This is a genomic window from Pseudomonas sp. LBUM1648, from assembly GCF_059716145.1.
Genome location: NZ_CP166808.1, coordinates 6,365,504 through 6,383,194 on the forward strand (window position 1 = coordinate 6,365,504; position 17,691 = coordinate 6,383,194).

Sequence of the window (17,691 nt, forward strand, 5' to 3'; positions counted from 1 at the left end):
CGTCCTTAATGAATTTTGCTGCCCAGGGTCACCACGCCGTCCGCTTTCTCGCGGCCCAGCCAACTGGTCCAACCGAGGCGACAGGCGTTCTGCTCACCAATGCGCAGTTCGCGGATTTCTTCCTGGCGCAAAACCAGGCGAATGTCGTAATCGAGCGGGTCACGCAGGGTGAACCGCACCAGCGCGCAGAGCGGCTGGTAACCGAAGCCGATCGGCAGGAATTCATGGAATCGCTGCCAGTCGAGTTGGGTGATGTGAATGCGGAATTTGCCGCTGCGGTCGCGCACGTGTTCGCCGAGCACCAGGTCTTCGCCGAGCATGCTGTTGGCACGCCCCAAACGATTGCGCTGCTCTTCGAGAATTTCCACGCGGCGCTCGATGCACTGCTCGATGACCAGGTCTTCGTGCTTGAAGTAGTAACGCAGCACGGCTTCGATCAGCGCCGCCGAGTGCGCCCGCAAGCTGAGCAGGCCGAGGTACGGCAGCAGGCGTTTCCAGTTGAGTTCCTTGGCCTTGCGGATCTCGTCGCCGCCCAGACCGATCAGCGCGAACAGCTGCGACGAGAACGGGTCGATCGCGCCGCTCTGGAAACTCGCGCGGTAGCGGTACTTGCGCCAGATCGGCAGCATTAGCCGTTGCAGGCGATGGTGGAACAGGTCGAGGAAATTGCGCGTCGGGTTGCCGTCTTCGCTGTCGCCCAGTGCCTGCTCGCCGTAGAACGCCGGCAGCGGCGAGCCGGAACCGACCAGCCCGATCAGGTTGAACCGCATGCGCGCGCGCATCTGCCCGTGCTCTTCAAAAAACTCCACGCGATCGACATCGCTGCGCGGGAATCCGAGGCTCGGGTTGGCCTGGAACTCGACGTGATCGTACAAATCGTCTTCGCTCAGGTGCGGGTGTGCCTCGCGCAGCCGGTCGATCACCAGCAGCACGGCCTGAAACAGCGAGTATTCGCGTATTACCCGGGTCAACCCGCTTAAAGCAGGGGTTGCAGACCCATACGTGGTGTCCATTGGTACACCTCTCCCTGTGTGCTTTTTACCCGCAGCTCATGGAATGAATTGAGACTGGCGTAAAGCGCGAAAAACTCGTTAAGAACCGAAGCGAAAACGAACAGGTCGCCTTCGCCGATATACCCTTCCGGGTCGATGGTCAGTTCGGTGCGCAAACCGCGCACCGGCAGGCCACGGTGCAACCGATCGACGTGGTGGTGCTTGATGTGTTTGAGGCCGCCGAGCAGGCGCTTGCTGACCTTCTCCGCGTGCTGGTCGTAGTAGCGCGGCAGGTCGTAGGTTTCCAGAATCACCTTCAACGCATTGACGTCGGCCAGCGACAGATAGTTAAGCGACATGTTGCTGATCAGCTTCCACAGGAAGTCACGGTTCAGCGGCGGCGCAAAACTCGATGTGGCCGGGGTGATGTTGCGGAAACTAAGGAACTCCGGGGTCTCTTCGCAGGCCATGCAGATGTCGCCGAGCTTGAGCTTGCGCGGCAAATTCTGGTTGGTGCACATCAGCTCGATCGACAGGGTTTCATGGGCTTCGGTGTGGCGAATGCCGAAGCTCAGGTAAGTGTCGAGGCCGTCGTGCAGCAAGGACGAACGCTGTCGAATGCTGTAATGCGGACGGCTGTTGGGCACGTCGAAACTCGGGTCGTGCTCGAAGGATTCGAACGGCACGTACTCCTGATAACCGAGGCCGCCGGGCTTCCAGCCGGTCACGGTTTCCACCGAGAACACGCCGCAGTTTTCCAGATCGTATTCCGCTGGCAGCAGCAGGTATTCGTCCTGCTTGCCGTCGAGGCGAATCGGCAATGCGTCGTGCGCGAACAGGTTGGCAATCGGCGTGCAGAACAGCTTCACGTTGTCCAGGGTCGGACGCATGCGCATGATCCCGCTCTTGCGGATATCAAAGCGCAACTCCAGGCCGCGCATCTGCTTGAGGGTGTCTTCCGGCAGTGCCTTGAGAATGTCCAGACCGTTGACGTCGACGAACAGGAACTTGTCCTGAAAGGCGAAGTATTCCTGCAGGTAGCGATAGCCCCGGAAGGTGTTCAGCGGATACGGAATCAGCGCTTCTTCTTCGGCAAAGCCCACCGGTTTGACCCGGTCACCGGGAATCTTGAACGCCATCGGTTTGCCGCTGACGCCATCAATCGGCTTGCCGGCGCCGTCGAGCGGGATCAGCTCGATGCCTTCGAGGTTGCGCAGCAGGCTCAGGTAGAGCATCTGGCTGATATAGCGCTCACCGGCAAAGTGCAGGCGCAGTTTGCTCAGCTCCAACTCGCCGAGGTGGCCGTCGGCGCTCATTTCCAGACGCAGGCTGAGCAAAGAACCGTCGCCCTTCACCGAGTAATTCAGCGCTGCCAGATCCAGCGGCAATACTTCGGTCGGGTAGCAGGTGCGGAAGCGGCAGCGCACGTCTTCGATCGGCTTGCTTTCCACCGGCGTATCGCGCTCGACCACCAGCGCCGGACCCGAACGCTTGAGCGGATCGAACTGCAAAATGCTGAACGCCGGCAGCGGGCGCATGTAGTTCGGCCACAGCAATTGCATCAGGGAATGGCTGAGCTCCGGCAACTCGTCATCGAGTTTCTGGCGCAGCCGCCCGGTCAGAAACGCAAAGCCTTCCAGCAACCGCTCCACATCCGGATCCCGCCCGGCCTGGCCCAGATACGGCGCCAACGCCGGACTACGCTCGGCGAAACGGCGACCGAGTTGGCGCAGTGCGGTGAGTTCGCTTTGGTAGTAGTGGTTAAAGGACACGGGTTACCTGCCTGGTAGTGGAACTCATCAAAAAAATATCCTGTAGACCGCGACCGTCACGCCGGCACTGACGTAACCGCCAATCAGGAGAAACGGCACAATCGAGATCCAGCCGTACGCCATGTAAGCGTCACTGGACGGCCCGACGAGCAGACTGAACAAGCCATACAGCATCCATGGCACGGCGTAGAACGGGATGAACTTCACCGGCGCCCACCAAACCATCCGCAGTGCCTGTTGCTCGTTGCGGCTCTGCGCCGATCGGGACATCCACAGCGAAAAACCCAGAAACCCGGGAACTCCCCACCACAACAGGTACTGCCAATAAATCCCGGACGACTCGGGTGTTGAGTACTCGCCATTCCACAGGCCATAGGAACTGATCGCCAACACCGCCAGCAATGGCCACCACAAGGCGGCCATGAAGAAGCTCAGTTGCGCACGGCTAAGCATGAGCAGGACTCGCAGGCGACGTCTGTCGCATCAGCGCAAGCCTCTCCCAACGCAGTTCAATGACCTGCGTGAGCAGAATCGCCAACAACGTGACTCCGCCTTGGGCCACGGTGTAGAACAGCGCACGTAGCGGGTAGTCAGGCACCATCATGAACAGAATCCAGGCAACCATCAGAGCGAGCAGACCGAGCTTGGCCCACAGGTTCGGGATGATCGCGGCCAGCGCGTTTATGCCAAAAAATATGTAGATGAACATGTAGTGGGCGATGCCAATCGCCACGCCACGGGTGGTGAATCCGCCGTTGAAAGCCTTGTAGGCCACAACCACTGCGTTATTCAGAAACACGTAGGCCACACATCCCGCCGCGTGGATCGCCAGACAGAGTGCAAGACGCGCATAGATATTCATCACTGCGCCACTCCCTGCTTTTTCGGCGTGATCGCCATCCCCGAATACACATAGAGCTCGACGCCGTCATAGCCGCCAATGGCTGCAGCGCTCAATGGGTAGCTGTCCCGCGTGCCGTATCGAACCCAGCCCTCAGTCCACACTCCGCCACTCTCGTGGCGAATCTCGACGTAATAGTCCGGCGCCTCGTTCCTGGTAACTTCAACGAATACCCCGCCATCCTCGGCGCCAACCCACAACGCGTTGGGATGAGCGAACAGCTTTGGTTTGGTCGAGCTTTCCATTCGCAACAGCAGCGCGAAGCCGACCAGAATCACCAGCAAACCAACCGAGCTGAGAAAAGCGACAAGACATTGCCAGGCTCTGAGTTTCATTGAGCCGACCCGAACATGTGCGTCATGGACAGAACGCCCCATCAGTAATGACCCATGAACGAACAGCTTTTTCTTCAGTTCTTTCGGTGCTTGCGACAGCCTTTCGCAACGTCTGCGCGTCGATGGTTTTGGTCCCCGTCGAGCTCTTAATCGACAGGCTGTACTGGTCGCTGATCTGACCGGCTACGTCCTCGCCGAACGATCTGTAGTTGGCGATAGTTCTGCGCTGATTTGGATTCAACACCAAGCGGCGGGCTTTATCGTCATAGTTGGAGTCATGCACCACGGACAATTCCAGAGGCACGCCACAGGTGTTCAGCAGGAAAACATTATTGCTGTAGACCTGCTGAGCGGCGTAGGTAGTCACTGGGATGAAAAACGTGAAAAACACTGCCCCGCCCGACATCGAAATCATCCTTGACTGTTTCATGAGCAGATCGATGCCTCGCTGATCATTTCTTCGTACCTTGTTTCGCACTGCACCATGTTTTGAAATTCAGACGATCAAACCCCTGACAAACATTTGCTTTGGAAATAAAAATGTAAGGCGCAGCCGCGTCATAAGAAAAATAATAATAATTTTCCCCATCCTGACCGTAGATCCAATAAGAAGACGACCCTTGATTTATCTCATAAGGTTCAAATGCGAGGATTGAAGATTCCGCAGGAATAAAATTAACGCCGTCCATTAACAGCATCAGCGAATTGGAGAAAATATTTGTCCACACGACAACCCCCACAGCCAAAATGCCGGCAGCAAGCGCAAGAGTGGTAGACGTCGAGAGTTTATCTTTCATAAAAATACAACCACGCCGTACCTGCTTTCGCTGCGTCTAACAACGTCATAGCATCGGTTGAATACTTTTCGGCAAGCGGCCCCGAACCGTTGTAGGAAGCAATCACCTTTTTCAACTGGTCTGCGGACAGCACCCCGGAGTGACAGCGAGTCCCGGTAGCCCGGTCAACCAGTTCACGTAGATGGCCGGCGCAATAGTAGAGGTCCGCCTTCCAGTCATCACCCGGGATTCGCGTGTCTTGGTTCCACCCGAAAATCCGGTACTGAACGTCTTCGGGCAATGGTTTCTTGCAGTAATAGTTCTCTGTGTATTGAACGGACTTCTGCAATGTTGCCCTACTCATATTGGCAAAGCCGCTGGAGCCACCGGCCAACTTGTCCGGGACGGCATCGAAAGCCAAGTTGTCAACAATCGCCAGCAGAGTGGTCAGCGACCGTTCGCCGAATTGCATGGATTGAAGAAATTTACTGCCCTTAGGTCCATTCTCCTGCTGCAGAATAACCGCCAGCAAAATATGCGGGACGCCATAATATTCAGCCGCCTGCTTTATCCAGACACGAATTTCTGTATCAGAGAAACTTGCCTTAAGCATTTCCTTGGTTTTTGGCACGTACCACATAATTTGCAACGGAGAAGGCAGCTCGCCGGTATAGCTCGGGATGCTGTCGTAGCCAGCCAGCGTTGTGACTTCTTTTCCGTTACAGCGGCAAACCTGCAACTCTACCGGCGCAACCTCAGAGGTTTTTGTGCTCGCGGCCGCGCCAGCTGGCACATATTCCTGCCCATCCTTGTTGATTTTTTCAGCCTCGGCCATGAACGAGTACTCCCTCAGCTCTCAATAAAAACTTCGATTTTTTCGGAAGCTGTATGGGCCTTCACGCGATGAGTCAGGCCCAACTCATTGGTGATTCCACTTTCGAGAGAACCATCCGCTCGACGGAGTAGGTATTTAGTATCGGCAAGCGGATTGCCCAGACCGTTCTTGAGCTGGAACTGAGCATCAAAGCCCGGAATGATCAAAGGCAACGGAGGCACAAATGACGCTGGCGAATGCGAATTCCCGATAATCACCGTCCCGGAACCTGCCGTGACCTTGTTGCCATGCGTACCCACCGAATCAACAGTGGCGGCAGGCTTGCCGTTGATCAACACAGTGGTCGCCAAACCTCCCGACATCGCACCACCACACGCCGAGGCATCGCCTTGGCGGGCGGCCGCGAGGCCGTCGAAGAACACGTCGCCGGAACCGGCGGCGATCGGGTTGGTACCGTGGCCTGGAAGTGGGCAAGCGGTGGGGTCGGATACGCGTGCTGCGGGTTTGCCAGACATCGGGGTTCTCCTTAGTTGACCTTCACTTGTCCGCTGCCATCCAGGCGCGCGGAAAAACTGACCTGACGCTTGAAACCTTCAACTTCCAGAAGCCCTTCGATACTGAAGGCCAGGCGAAGCTGATCGTGGTCACGCGGCAGGGAAATGACACGCACGTTGCTCAGGCGCGGCTCGTAGGCTTCGATGAAGCTTTCGATGGCCAGGCGGGCCTGACTCAGGGAGTCGTGCAGGCTCAGACGCATGTCATTGAGATCGGGCAACCCGTAGTCGGACAGCGTTTGCACGCTGCCGGCCCGGGTGCTGAGCATTTTGGCCAGATGGGCAGCGACTGACGCCATGGCAGAAACCTCGAGGCTCCTGCCCTTGCGTTTTTCCGCGTCGCCATTGAGACGTTCGAAAAGGCTGCCGTATCCGTCCATGAGTCGCTCTTACTCTTTGTCCAGCTTGCCAACCAGCGACAGGGTGAAATCGGCACCCATGTACTTGAAGTGCGGACGCACGTTCAAGCTCACGCGGTACCAGCCCGGCTCGCCTTCAACGTCGCTGACGATGATTTGCGCAGCGCGCAGCGGACGACGGCCACGTACTTCGGCGCTCGGGTTTTCCTGGTCGGCCACGTACTGGCGGATCCACTTGTTGAGTTCCAGCTCGAGGTCGGTACGTTCTTTCCACGAACCGAGTTGCTCGCGCTGCAGCACTTTCAAGTAGTGAGCCAGGCGGTTGACGATCATCATGTACGGCAGTTGGGTGCCGAGCTTGTAGTTCAGCTCTGCTGCCTTGCCTTCTGCGCTGATGCCGAAGAACTTCGGCTTCTGCACCGAGCTTGCGGAGAAGAACGCCGCGTTGTCGGAGCCTTTACGCATGGTCAGGGAGATGAAGCCTTCCTCGGCCAGTTCGTATTCACGACGGTCGGAAACCAATACTTCGGTAGGAATCTTGGTTTCGATTTCGCCCATGCTTTCGAAGTGGTGCAGCGGCAGATCTTCAACCGCGCCACCGCTCTGTGGGCCGATGATGTTCGGGCACCAGCGGAATTTGGCGAAGCTGTCGGTCAGCTTGGTGCCGAACGCGTAGGCAGTGTTGCCCCACAGGTAGTGCTCGTGGCTGTTGGCAACGGTTTCCTTGTACACGAACGATTTGACCGGGTTTTCTTCCGGGTCGTACGGGTTACGCAGCAGGAAACGTGGCACAGTCAGGCCAACGTAGCGGGAGTCTTCCGAGGTACGGAAGCTCTGCCATTTGGCGAATTGCGGGCCTTCGAAGTGGTCTTTCAGATCTTTCAGATCCGGCAGGCCGGTGAAGCTTTCCAGACCGAAGAACTTCGGACCGGCCGCAGCGATGAACGGCGCGTGGGACATGCAGGCTACGCTGGAAACGTACTGCATCAGTTTCACGTCCGGCGAGCTTGGGGACATGTAGTAGTTGGCAATGATCGCGCCAACCGGCTGACCACCGAACTGGCCGTATTCAGCGGTGTAGATGTGCTTGTACAGGCCCGACTGCATGACTTCCGGCGAATCTTCGAAATCGTCCAGCAGGTCGTCTTTGGAGACGTTGAGGATTTCAATCTTGATGTTTTCGCGGAAGTTGGTGCGATCGACCAGCAACTGCAAACCACGCCATGCCGATTCCAGCGACTGGAAGTCCGGGTGGTGCAGGATTTCGTCCATCTGACGGCTGAGCTTGGCATCGATCTCGGCGATCATGCGGTCAACCATGGCTTTCTTGACCGGTTCACCGTTGTTCTGCGGCTTGAGCAGCTCTTCGATGAAGGCCGACACACCGCGCTTGGCGATGTCGTAGGCTTCGTCGTCCGGCGTCAGGCGGGTTTCGGCGATGATGCTGTCGAGAATGCTGTACTCGCCGCTCGCGGCGCCTTTCTCTTGTGCTGCACTAGTGCTCATTGTGTTGGCTTCCTTGGCTGCTGGGTTCAGGCGTCGGTGGCTGCGGCGTTCAGGCCCAGCTCACCGAGTACGCGACCGCGGGATTCGTCGTCGGCGAGCACGCCTTCGATGGCTTTACGGAAAGCAGGTGCGTTACCCAGCGGGCCTTTGAGGGCTACCAGCGCGTCACGCAGTTCCATCAGCTTTTTCAGCTCAGGCACTTGCTCGACCAGGCTGGCCGGGTTGAAGTCCTTCATCGAATTGACGCGCAGTTGCACGCCCAACTCTTCAGTGCTGCCTTCTTCCTGCAGACGGTTCGGCACGTTCATCGTCAGGCTAAGCTCTTGCTTGGCCAGCACTTCGTCGAAGGTCATCTTGTCGATGCTGATCGGCTTGCGATCTTCGATCTTGCGCTCGTCCTTGCGGTGGGTGTAGTCACCGATTGCCAGCAGTTTCAGCGGCAGTTCAATCTCTTCCTGAGCACCGCCGGTGGCGGGTTTGAAGGTGACGTTGATGCGTTCCTTGGGGGCTACCGAGCCTTCTTTGGCCATGGCTTTTCTCCTTGCGGTTGTGGCCCTGGGGCCTATTCGAGTACCACTTCGAGATCGAGGTGGCACAGCCTGCGATAAATCTCTTCCTTGCGTTCACGCACTGCATGGTTCTGCGGCAACAACTCGCAGCAACTGTGCAGCAGGTGCAGCACTTCCAATGCAAGATCGGGCTCCCAGGCGTGCAGGCCTGAGTCCTGTAATGTCTGATCGAGTGTTTCGAGCTGGTTCTTGGCCAGTTCGTATTTCTTGGCCATGAAACACAGGCGGGCGAGCGCGAACTGCCAGAAAAAGCGCTCGCGTCCACCGTGGGCCGACTGCAGCCCTTGCTTGAGGATCTGCACGGCAGGCTTGAGGCCTTCCTTGCGCAGAAGCGGCAAGACTTCTTCGAGGGCCTTTTCCCAGGCTGGCTGCGTCTGAACATCTTCGGTTTCGGCCTTGCGCGGCGCGCTGGCGCTTTGCAGGTGCGGCATGACATTGCCGGCGATCCACGCCCGGGTGGACGGATCGGCAAACGGCGCGCCGTCATGGAAACGACATTCGATGATGCCGGGCAGGCGCTGAACCAAAAGCGCGAAGTGGATTTCCACTTCGCGCATTGCCAACTCGGCGTTGAGGTTCTGGAGACACTCCCAGACCATTCGCTGGCCATCGAACCAGAACGGCGCCTTCGCCAGGCTCGCCTCCAGTTCCACCAGCAGATCCGCGTATTTGCCCTGATCGAAGCGATCCTGATATTGCTTGAGCTTGTCGACCGGCAGACCGCGCAGCACGGTGATCTGCTCGGCGTTGCGTTCGGGTACCGCGTCGATGGTCATCCACAGCAGCGTGCGATTCAGGCGCAGGGCGCGCAGGTCGGTGGCTTTCTGCTTGAGCCACCAGGCGCACAGCGGCCGCGCGCTTTCCTGCTGGGCGCGCAGTGCCTTGTGGGCGTCTTTTTCGTTGTCGATCGGTGCGCCGGGGGTGAGCAACTGGCTCGCGGCCTGCTTGACCTGCGCCACCGCCGCGCCCACTACCCCGGGTGCCGGCTGGTTGTCGGAAGCGCGCTGGATCATGGTTTTCAGGCGACGGGAGAGCGGCAGCAGCAGCGGCGCGTCATCACCCAGATGTTCGGTGCAGGCAGCGTCGAGGCCAGCCAGATGCTCGGAGAGCTGCCGGAACATCGGTAACTGCTCTTTGATCGCGATGTTTTCGGTGATGACCTGCTCAAGACGCGGCACCAGCCAGCCAATGGCGGCAGCACGGGTGCGGGGTTTGAGCGGGTGAACGTCGGCCCAGTTGTTTTCCGACAGATGGTGCAGCAATCCAAGACCGGCCAGCAGCCCGGGGAAGGATTCACGCTGGTACAGCGACCAGGTCAGCCAGGCGCCGACACGCAAATCCTTGGATTGGGTACGCAGGAGGTTTTCGCTGTTTTCGCGAATTTTCAGCCAGTCGATCTGCCCGCTTTCGTGCATCGACGAGGCTTTGGCCAGCTCGCTTTCCAGCGCCTCGAATTCGCTCGAAAAACGAACGTCTTCGCCCGCAAAATTCTCTTTGGAAACAGAGACTTTAGCGAGTTCGAGGTAATGGGCGGAAAGTTTGCTTGAGTAGGACATCCATGGCCTTTAATTAGGATTACAGTCAGGCGCCTTTTGGAGTTGCAACGGCGCGGGACAGTATCGAAGAGCAGTGACGCGACTCATCCAATTGAGTGAGTGCTCTTTCAAGTTGGCGCATCGTAATCACTATGATGGCCACTAGCAAGCATCTGATCAAACAACAAGACGAAGTGTTCATTGGCGCTTGTAAGAGATCGCCCTATATGTGGCAGGGGTTTCCCTGATGCCGTTTTATATGCTTCGCATTTGAACCGCGCCTGCCAAACCGTTGATCCAGAGCATCCGGCGGAACCAGAACGCTTTTTCTCGAAAGCTCGTCCCATTGCACGGCGGCAATCATGACAAGACTTGAAAAAAATAAAAGTAGGATTCTTCCGAAAATTCACTGCCTTCTATTATCAAATTACCCGCGACAACAGCCACCAATAAAAGTGCCATCAATTTGATGGCATTTCATACTTTTGAAACTTCTTGAAGCCCGAAGTACTGGATGTTGATGCTAACTCAATAATTATCGAGGTGGAGTCCTACAGTCTTTTCCTGCAATCCGTGCAACTCGTTTCAACCAAGAATGCCCTTACAAATGTCAGAGATACTTCCTACATCAATTTATTTCCTGCGCAGCTAGCGTGCCTTGGCAAACTTTCTCGCGTGGCTGATCACGGACGATCAGACGCCACGCTTCGAATCATTCTGCTTAAGGACAAGCGCATGGTCAGTTTGAGCAATTGCGCATTATTTACTCTGCAAATCCCCGCTGTTCGCCACGATTTCAAAGTGCTTTCCTTCAACGGCACCGAAGCCATGAGTCAGCTTTACTCCATCCGAATCGAACTGGTCAGCGAGCGACCCGGGATCGATTTGGAGAGCCTGCTCAGTCTCCCGGCGTTTCTGCAGTTCGGCTTGAATAACGAAGGCATTCACGGACGCATTGAAGATGTGATGGCAGCCGAGTCTGGAAAACGCCTGACTCGCTATGAGCTGACGCTTGTCCCAGCGCTGTATTACTTGCAGTTCAGTCACGATCAGCGAATCTTTCAGCAACGCACGGTGCCACAGATCATCGCGCAGGTGCTCAAGGGACATGGCATTCAGGCCGATGCATTTAACTTCCATGTCAGCTCCAGCGTGCCACGCGAATACTGCGTCCAGTACGCGGAAAATGATCTGGAATTCATCCAAAGGTTATGCGCCGAGGACGGTATCGCCTGGCATCATCAGCACTCGGCGGATGGGCATCTGCTGGTGTTCACCGATGATCAGGTATTCCTGCCCAGACTTCGCGCAACACCCTATCAGCAAGATTCCGGCATGGCCACGGAACATCCGGTAGTCAGCCGGTTCAGCGTTCGGACCAGCACCCGGACCAGTACGACCACCCGCCGCGACTATGACCTCAAGCGTCCGAGCCTGTTGCTCGAAAGCCGCTTCAGCGCCGAGTTCACTCCGGTGCTGGAGGACTATCGTTACCCCTTGGTGCTGGATAATGAAAAGCACGCCAAGCAACTTGCCCGTCAGGCGCTGGAACGGCATCGCAGCGACTATGAACGGGGCGAAGGTAAAAGCGATCAGCCGAACCTGCGCTGCGGCCACCTGTTCGATCTGACCGAGCACACACGCCAACAGTGCAACGACTTGTGGCTGTTGCTCAGCGTGTCCCACCTCGGCCGACAGCCACAAGTGCTCGAAGAATCGGTCACCAGTGACGCCAAAGCCACCGATGGTTTTACCCAAGGCTATCGAAATACCTTCAGCGCGATTCCCGCCGAAGTGATTTACCGCCCACCGCTGCCCCCACGTCGACCACTGCTGGTGGCCCAGACCGCGCGAGTCACCGGGCCAGCGAGCGAAGAGATCTATTGCGACGAATTCGGGCGCGTGAAAATTGAGTTTCCGTGGGATCGCGCTGAGCTGGACAATGAGCGCAGCAGTTGCTGGGTACGCGTGGCGACGGGTTGGGCCGGAGATCATTTCGGTACGGTGACCCTCCCACGCATCGGCATGGAAGTCGTGGTGACCTTTCTGGAGGGCGATCCGGATAAACCACTGATCACCGGCTGCGTCGCCAACAAAGTCACGCAGCCGCCCTACGCCTTGCCCGAGCACAAAACCAGAACCGTACTGCGCAGCCACAGTTCGCCCAATACAGGCGGCTACAACGAACTGGCGATCGAAGATCGCGCCGGGCAAGAGTTGATCTACTTGCGCGCGCAACGCGACATGGTTCAGGAAATCGGCAACAGCCTTCAACTGGAAGTCGACAACGAACGCCGCGAAACCATCAACGGCAACAGCCACACACGTGTCGGCAAGATCCTCGACATTGAAGCCGGCCAGCAGGTGCACCTCAAGGCCGGTTCCAGCGTCGTACTGGATGCCGGCGCCAGCATCACGCTGAAAGCCGGCGGCCATCACCTCGTGATTGATGCTGGCGGTATTTTCAGCAGCGTCGAAATTGAAACGGGCCGCAAGCCAGCCGACAGCGGTGACAGTCATTTGCTACTGCCTGGGCTGGAGGGCGCATTACCCGTTTCCTCCTCGGCGCCGGCACAAGCACTTATCGAGGAAGAACTCGAAGAAGAGGAGGAGGAAGTCGATCTGGAGGATGAAACGCCGGGTGGCATTACTTTGCGGATCGGCGTGTTTTTCGATGGAACCGGGAACAACAAGGCCAACAGCGAGACGGTCGCCGCGTGCTACGCCCCGGACGCCAATCTCGCAGAAGCGGCTGCAGAGATCCAGCAGCACTGCGCCACCTACGGTTACGACGGGAACGGAAGTTCGCCGGACAACAGTTATGGGAATGATGTAAGCAATATTGTGCGGCTGTATGAGCTGTATGCGGACCACTCCTTCGAAACACTGCCGGAGACAACGAGAAACGCCTCTTTGCGCGTGTACATCGAAGGTATTGGCACAACAACTGACGCAGGTGACTCACTTTACGCACAAGCGACAGGCCGAGGTGAGACTGGCGTATCAGCTCGTGTGGAGCAGAGCCCTGAAAAAATTATCGGTCAAGTGCGCTCACTGATCGATAAGAATCCCAATCTACTTATAGAAAAGATCGAGTTCGATATTTTCGGCTTCAGTCGAGGTGCCGCCGCGGCTCGACACTTTGCAAATGAGGTTCTCAAAGGCGAGCGCAGTATTCTCGCAGATGCGCTTCCAGCAGGTTCTCCGGCACTCTCCAGCACCTTTGACTGGCGCCCGCAATCGAGCATCAGCATCAATTTCATTGGTCTGTTTGACACCGTTGCGGCAATCGCCAACCCATGGCTGTTCGATTTTACCGGCGCTAACAGCAGAAACTCCGGACTCGATTTAAAGCTGCCTGATGGTTGCGCCAACAAAGTAGTCCATCTGGTTGCGCGGGATGAATATCGCGAGAACTTTGCACTCAACAGCCTGGGCGACATCGATCTGGTTTTACCCGGCGCTCACTCGGATCTGGGCGGCGGCTACTTGCCCAGAGCCAAGGAAAAACTTCTGCTGAGCAACCCGATCACCAGCACTATCAGCCGAGACAAGGACGCGACCCGCAGTGCAGCCTATGTTGCTGCCGAGAAAGAAGCATTTGCCTGGTATGCAAAAGGCGTCATCGAAGAGGACGTCCCAGGCAGTCAATTGCGCGTGGCATTTTGGGAAAGAGCCGTGACTCAATCAACAGCAAATGGCAGATCCAGCCCGGATCCCCAAAAGCGGGTTTACGCGGCGGCCAGCATCGAGCGGCCAGTACATGGCGAGCTGTCACTGGTGTATCTGCGCATCATGCGTGAGCTTGCGGTCAGACATGGGGTGCCATTCGAAGAGATTGACGAGAATGAGCCAAGACTGTCCCTTCCTCCGGAATTGATCACGATCCACGCCAAGCTTGAAGCTTATGCGCTTGGGAAATCATCTGTCGAAGCGCTGACTATCAAAGAAAGGGCTTTGTTACGTAGCCGCTATATACATCTTTCCGCTCACTGGAATGCAGCCAAGGGCTTGAACAGCAGCGACTTGAATATTGTTTTCATCAACCGACCAGCCAAGAACAACCAACGAGTGGTGCACCCCCATGAATGACTTCACTCGACCTATCAGGAAAACAATGTACTTCCTTCTAGGCATATTATTGGCCGGCTGCGGACTAGACGTCTCCCAAGCTGCGGACAAGCTCCCATGGTTCCTTGGCTTTGGAGCACCGGACTACATGGAGGTCTGGATTGAAACCGCCGATGTGGTGGATATTCGAGAGCGAGTATTCCGACGTGCCGGAGCCGGGATTGCTTCGGTAAGAGCTCCCGCTGATAACAAAGGCACGCCCGCAGGGTGGCCAGAAAACCCCGGAAGTGGCGCAGGGCGAGATATCACCGGCGCCGACCTGCCCCGCTTGATCTATGTACGATGGCAATCCCTGGCCGAACCTCAAACCTATGAGGCTTACATCACCATTTCCGAATCGGCTCGGGAAATCATGCGTAAGCCGGAAAAAGCTTTCTGCAGGGCTGATGGAAAATGGATCACCGATTACCGCAATGACATTGGTATCGGCCTGGCACCCGGAGGCATAGCAAAGGTCTGGCTGGGCGGCCCCTGCTTTAAGGCGGTCGAAATTGCCCGCGTCCAAGGAATAATCAATCCCAAAGGCCCCTACGAGAGCAAATCCGGCGGTAAACATCGGCCTCTAACTGACGTATCTAAAGCCTACATCGAAAAATTCGGCATTCCCTTCGGGAGCTGGTAAGGAGCATTACCTCATGGAATTGAAACCGCTGTTGTTCGCAGCGCTGATGTGGCCTCCCGTTACCCACGCATCCACAGACAACCCGCCACTGGACGGTCATTACTACCTGTCTGGCGCCATGGAAATGGCCGCCGAGTTGCTGTTGCGTAAGGACGGCACCTTTTCTGCTGGTATCGCCTACGGATCGGCTGGCGGTGTTGCCAAGGGAAACTGGTATGTCGAGGAAAACACTCTCATGCTGGAGCAAGAGCCTGCTGCCCAACCAGCAAAGAAGCTTTCCTACAATCTTTCACGCGAGAGAACTCTGATCGAACTCAAGGAATATGCCGAAAAAGAAAAAAATGAGTTGGCTAAAGAGAGCTACGTTTTAGAGCTACGGTACGATCACCAACCTCCGCCGCCGCCCCTAAAGCCCGTGATGGTCAGTCTCGAGTTCAATTCAGGTCCACCGGGTCAATTGCTCTTGAACTCGAATCAACAAACAGATCTCTGGTTTCCTTACGATCATCAGAGAACTCTGAAAAAAATTGGCTTTGGCACAGATCATAATCGTGGAACCTATCAATGGTTCGATGTCGCGGGGGATAGCCGAGCCTTCAACATTGGCTGGAAGAAACGAAAAAATCAGCCCTTAACGTTCGAACAACCAATCGGATTTGATCTGGCGACCACCAGCCGTTATCTGGCTCCAGAAGAGCGAGAACGAGTTGACCATAACTATTGGTTGACGTTTTATCACTTCGATCCGGTCTCACCACCCGCGATCCGTCCAGTGGAAGTTCATTGGCAATTCGAAGACGGTTCGACATTGAAGGAGGTTTGGACAGACTCGCAGCAAAACACGCTGACACTGCCGTTTTCCCCAAATAAAGCATTGGCGAAAATCGGCTTACATACACAAAATTCTCCTGATGAAATCGAGTGGTTCACCGTCATGCCGGAAACTCGATGGGCGACGCTGGACTGGCAAGCCTATCCTGACCCTGCCAACGGCGATCTTTCTGTGTTGTTCAAAGATCTGCAACTGGCGATCGAGCCAAACTGCCTGGCCGTAGACTTTGGCAACGGCAAAGCCTGCTTCCGCAAATAACCTGACATACATCCATAAAAAATGGGCACCCGACCGCAATCGGTATGCCCATTTTTTCATTGCGCTTCTCCCCGTTATTCAGGGAGTTCGCCGCAATTACGGATTAACGCTGTCTTTCAACGATTTGCCTGGCTTGAACGCAACGGTGTTGCTGGCCTTGATTTTCACCGGTTCACCGGTTTGCGGGTTTTTGCCGGTACGGGCGCCGCGGTGGCGTTGCAGGAAGGTGCCGAAGCCCACCAGCGTGACGCTGTCCTTGCGGTGCAGAGCGCCGGTGATTTCTTCGAGAACGGCGTTGAGCACGCGGTTGGCCTGTTCTTTGGTCAGATCTGCTTTTTCAGCGATTGCAGCGGCGAGTTCTGGTTTACGCATTAGTGAAGCCCCTTTGACGGTTTTTTGTTGTTATGTCCGTGCTGTTCTCGTTGGAACAGCGCCCAAGGCGCCGCAGGCTCTACTCTGCGGCAGACGGGAGTGAGGATGGCACGCGGATACCGGCGGCGCCAGTCTCCCCGCGACCTTTGTAGGGGCAAAAGCGGGGTGATTCCGACAGAACGACCGGTATTTACGCCAGCAGGGCCGGAAGCTGTTTGTTCAGGGCGAGTTTTTCCATGACGGCCGCGCCAGTCAGGGCATATCCGAGCAACTGACCATCGGAGCCATGACACAGCGCCTTGATGTCGGCGCCCTGCCCTTCGACGGTCCAGAGACCTTCGCTGCCCCGTGGCGGTGGCGAAACCACCAGCGGGCACACCGGGGTTTTCACAGTGATCGGCATCGGGCCGTAGCTCACCGCTGTCGGGTTCCCCGCCAACGTTTGGGCAAGCGCTCGCGCACAGCTCATCAGGGGCATCACGTACAGCAAATTCAGCCCGTCGACCTCGGCGCAATCGCCCAGGGCGTAGATGTTGGCGTGTGAGGTCTTCAAATGCCGGTCGACCACGACGCCGCGATTGACCTGCACGCCGGCAGCCGCCGCCAGATCGATGCGAGGGCGCAGGCCGATGGCCGAGACCACCACGTCGCAGGGAATGACCTGACCGTCGGACAAATGCGCTTCCAGGCCGTCGGCGACCTTGTGCAGACGGGTCAGCACCGGGCCGAGGTGGAATTTTGCGCCAAGGCTTTCCAGCCCGGACTGCACCGCTGCTGCGGCCGCTGGATGCAGCAACATCGGCATGACCTGCTCGCACGGCGCGACCAGTTGCACTTCGTAGCCACCGAGGATCAAGTCGTTGGCGAATTCACAACCAATTAGCCCGGCGCCGAGCAGCAGCACACGACGCTTGCCGGCCGCTGCGATGCGAAAGCGTGCGTAGTCTTCAAGATCGTTGATCGGGAACACCCGATCCGCGCCATCGCCTTCAATCGGCACACGCACGGTTTCCGCGCCCCAGGCGAGGATCAGGTCGCGGTAGTACACCGCTTCTTCGCCGATCCACAGGCGCTTGTGGCCGGCATCGATGCCGCTGATGCGCGTATGAGTGCGCACTTCGGCCTTCAACTGCTCGGCCATGGCGCCCGGTTCGGCCATGCTCAGGCCATCGGCGTCCTTGTTCTTGCCGAAACCGGTGGAAAGCATTGGCTTGGAGTAAGAGCGGCCGTCATCGGCGGTAATCAGCAGCAGCGGAGTTTCGCTATCGAGCTTGCGAAACTCCCGGGCCAGGTTATAGCCCGCAAGCCCGGTGCCGATGATTACGACAGGTGCGTTCATGCC

Annotated in this window: 18 protein-coding genes; 3 read left to right on the top strand and 15 right to left on the bottom strand. The window is 57.0% G+C overall.

Annotated elements, in window-relative coordinates:
• Positions 1–5 precede the first annotated feature (5 nt).
• The 13 genes from tssG to tssA are packed head-to-tail and all read right to left on the bottom strand — an operon-like array spanning position 6 to position 10,155.
• Entirely contained in the window at positions 6–1,013 is a 1,008-nt protein-coding gene (gene tssG, locus ACA043_RS29000; RefSeq protein WP_187677135.1) for a type VI secretion system baseplate subunit TssG, read from the bottom strand.
• Positions 977–2,764 (bottom strand): type VI secretion system baseplate subunit TssF, encoded by a 1,788-nt coding sequence (gene tssF / locus ACA043_RS29005; protein ID WP_187677136.1) that lies wholly within the window; start codon positions 2,762–2,764, stop codon positions 977–979. Before tssF ends, tssG begins: the two co-directional genes overlap by 37 nt.
• 27 nt (positions 2,765–2,791) lie before the next feature.
• Positions 2,792–3,217, bottom strand: coding sequence for a hypothetical protein (locus tag ACA043_RS29010; protein ID WP_489880216.1), 426 nt, complete (start codon positions 3,215–3,217; stop codon positions 2,792–2,794).
• On the bottom strand, positions 3,210–3,626 hold the full coding sequence (locus tag ACA043_RS29015) for a hypothetical protein (RefSeq protein ID WP_187677138.1): 417 nt from the start codon (positions 3,624–3,626) through the stop codon (positions 3,210–3,212). Before ACA043_RS29015 ends, ACA043_RS29010 begins: the two co-directional genes overlap by 8 nt.
• A complete protein-coding gene (locus ACA043_RS29020) occupies positions 3,626–4,000 on the bottom strand; it encodes a hypothetical protein (protein WP_187677139.1) in 375 nt (124 codons plus the stop codon). The genes ACA043_RS29015 and ACA043_RS29020 overlap by 1 nt, the downstream gene beginning before the upstream one ends.
• 22 nt (positions 4,001–4,022) lie before the next feature.
• Positions 4,023–4,430: a hypothetical protein gene (locus ACA043_RS29025; RefSeq protein ID WP_489880214.1), complete on the bottom strand. Its 408-nt coding sequence runs from the start codon at positions 4,428–4,430 to the stop codon at positions 4,023–4,025.
• A 22-nt stretch (positions 4,431–4,452) separates the two neighbouring features.
• Entirely contained in the window at positions 4,453–4,797 is a 345-nt protein-coding gene (locus ACA043_RS29030) for a hypothetical protein (protein WP_150694286.1), read from the bottom strand.
• Complete coding sequence (locus ACA043_RS29035) at positions 4,787–5,611, bottom strand: hypothetical protein (protein ID WP_187677140.1); 825 nt, start codon at positions 5,609–5,611, stop codon at positions 4,787–4,789. The genes ACA043_RS29030 and ACA043_RS29035 overlap by 11 nt, the downstream gene beginning before the upstream one ends.
• A 14-nt stretch (positions 5,612–5,625) precedes the next feature.
• Positions 5,626–6,126 carry a PAAR domain-containing protein gene (locus ACA043_RS29040; protein ID WP_489880213.1) on the bottom strand — a complete coding sequence of 167 codons (501 nt, stop codon included), beginning with the start codon at positions 6,124–6,126 and terminating at the stop codon, positions 5,626–5,628.
• 11 nt (positions 6,127–6,137) lie between these two features.
• The gene (tssE, locus tag ACA043_RS29045; protein ID WP_497615636.1) at positions 6,138–6,545 is read right to left on the bottom strand and encodes a type VI secretion system baseplate subunit TssE; all 408 of its coding nucleotides are present in this window, start codon (positions 6,543–6,545) and stop codon (positions 6,138–6,140) included.
• A gap of 9 nt (positions 6,546–6,554) precedes the next feature.
• Entirely contained in the window at positions 6,555–8,030 is a 1,476-nt protein-coding gene (gene tssC, locus ACA043_RS29050; RefSeq protein ID WP_497615637.1) for a type VI secretion system contractile sheath large subunit, read from the bottom strand.
• 26 nt (positions 8,031–8,056) lie between these two features.
• Positions 8,057–8,560 (bottom strand): type VI secretion system contractile sheath small subunit, encoded by a 504-nt coding sequence (gene tssB / locus ACA043_RS29055; protein WP_042561805.1) that lies wholly within the window; start codon positions 8,558–8,560, stop codon positions 8,057–8,059.
• Between the two features lie 32 nt (positions 8,561–8,592).
• A complete protein-coding gene (gene tssA, locus ACA043_RS29060; protein ID WP_489880212.1) occupies positions 8,593–10,155 on the bottom strand; it encodes a type VI secretion system protein TssA in 1,563 nt (520 codons plus the stop codon).
• Positions 10,156–10,869: 714 nt separating this feature from the next.
• Here tssA and tssI point away from each other — a divergent pair.
• Genes tssI through ACA043_RS29075 form a run of 3 tightly spaced genes read left to right on the top strand, consistent with a single transcriptional unit; the run spans position 10,870 to position 15,977 of the window.
• On the top strand, positions 10,870–14,226 hold the full coding sequence (tssI, locus tag ACA043_RS29065; protein ID WP_497618323.1) for a type VI secretion system tip protein TssI/VgrG: 3,357 nt from the start codon (positions 10,870–10,872) through the stop codon (positions 14,224–14,226).
• The gene (locus ACA043_RS29070; protein WP_497615639.1) at positions 14,219–14,887 is read left to right on the top strand and encodes a DUF2931 family protein; all 669 of its coding nucleotides are present in this window, start codon (positions 14,219–14,221) and stop codon (positions 14,885–14,887) included. Before tssI ends, ACA043_RS29070 begins: the two co-directional genes overlap by 8 nt.
• Positions 14,888–14,900: 13 nt before the next feature.
• Positions 14,901–15,977 carry a hypothetical protein gene (locus ACA043_RS29075; RefSeq protein WP_187677308.1) on the top strand — a complete coding sequence of 359 codons (1,077 nt, stop codon included), beginning with the start codon at positions 14,901–14,903 and terminating at the stop codon, positions 15,975–15,977.
• Between the two features lie 96 nt (positions 15,978–16,073).
• Here ACA043_RS29075 and ACA043_RS29080 read toward each other — a convergent pair whose 3' ends face one another.
• Positions 16,074–16,349 carry an HU family DNA-binding protein gene (locus ACA043_RS29080; RefSeq protein WP_003213368.1) on the bottom strand — a complete coding sequence of 92 codons (276 nt, stop codon included), beginning with the start codon at positions 16,347–16,349 and terminating at the stop codon, positions 16,074–16,076.
• 190 nt (positions 16,350–16,539) lie between these two features.
• Complete coding sequence (locus ACA043_RS29085; RefSeq protein WP_497658343.1) at positions 16,540–17,688, bottom strand: NAD(P)/FAD-dependent oxidoreductase; 1,149 nt, start codon at positions 17,686–17,688, stop codon at positions 16,540–16,542.
• Positions 17,689–17,691: the final 3 nt, after the last annotated feature.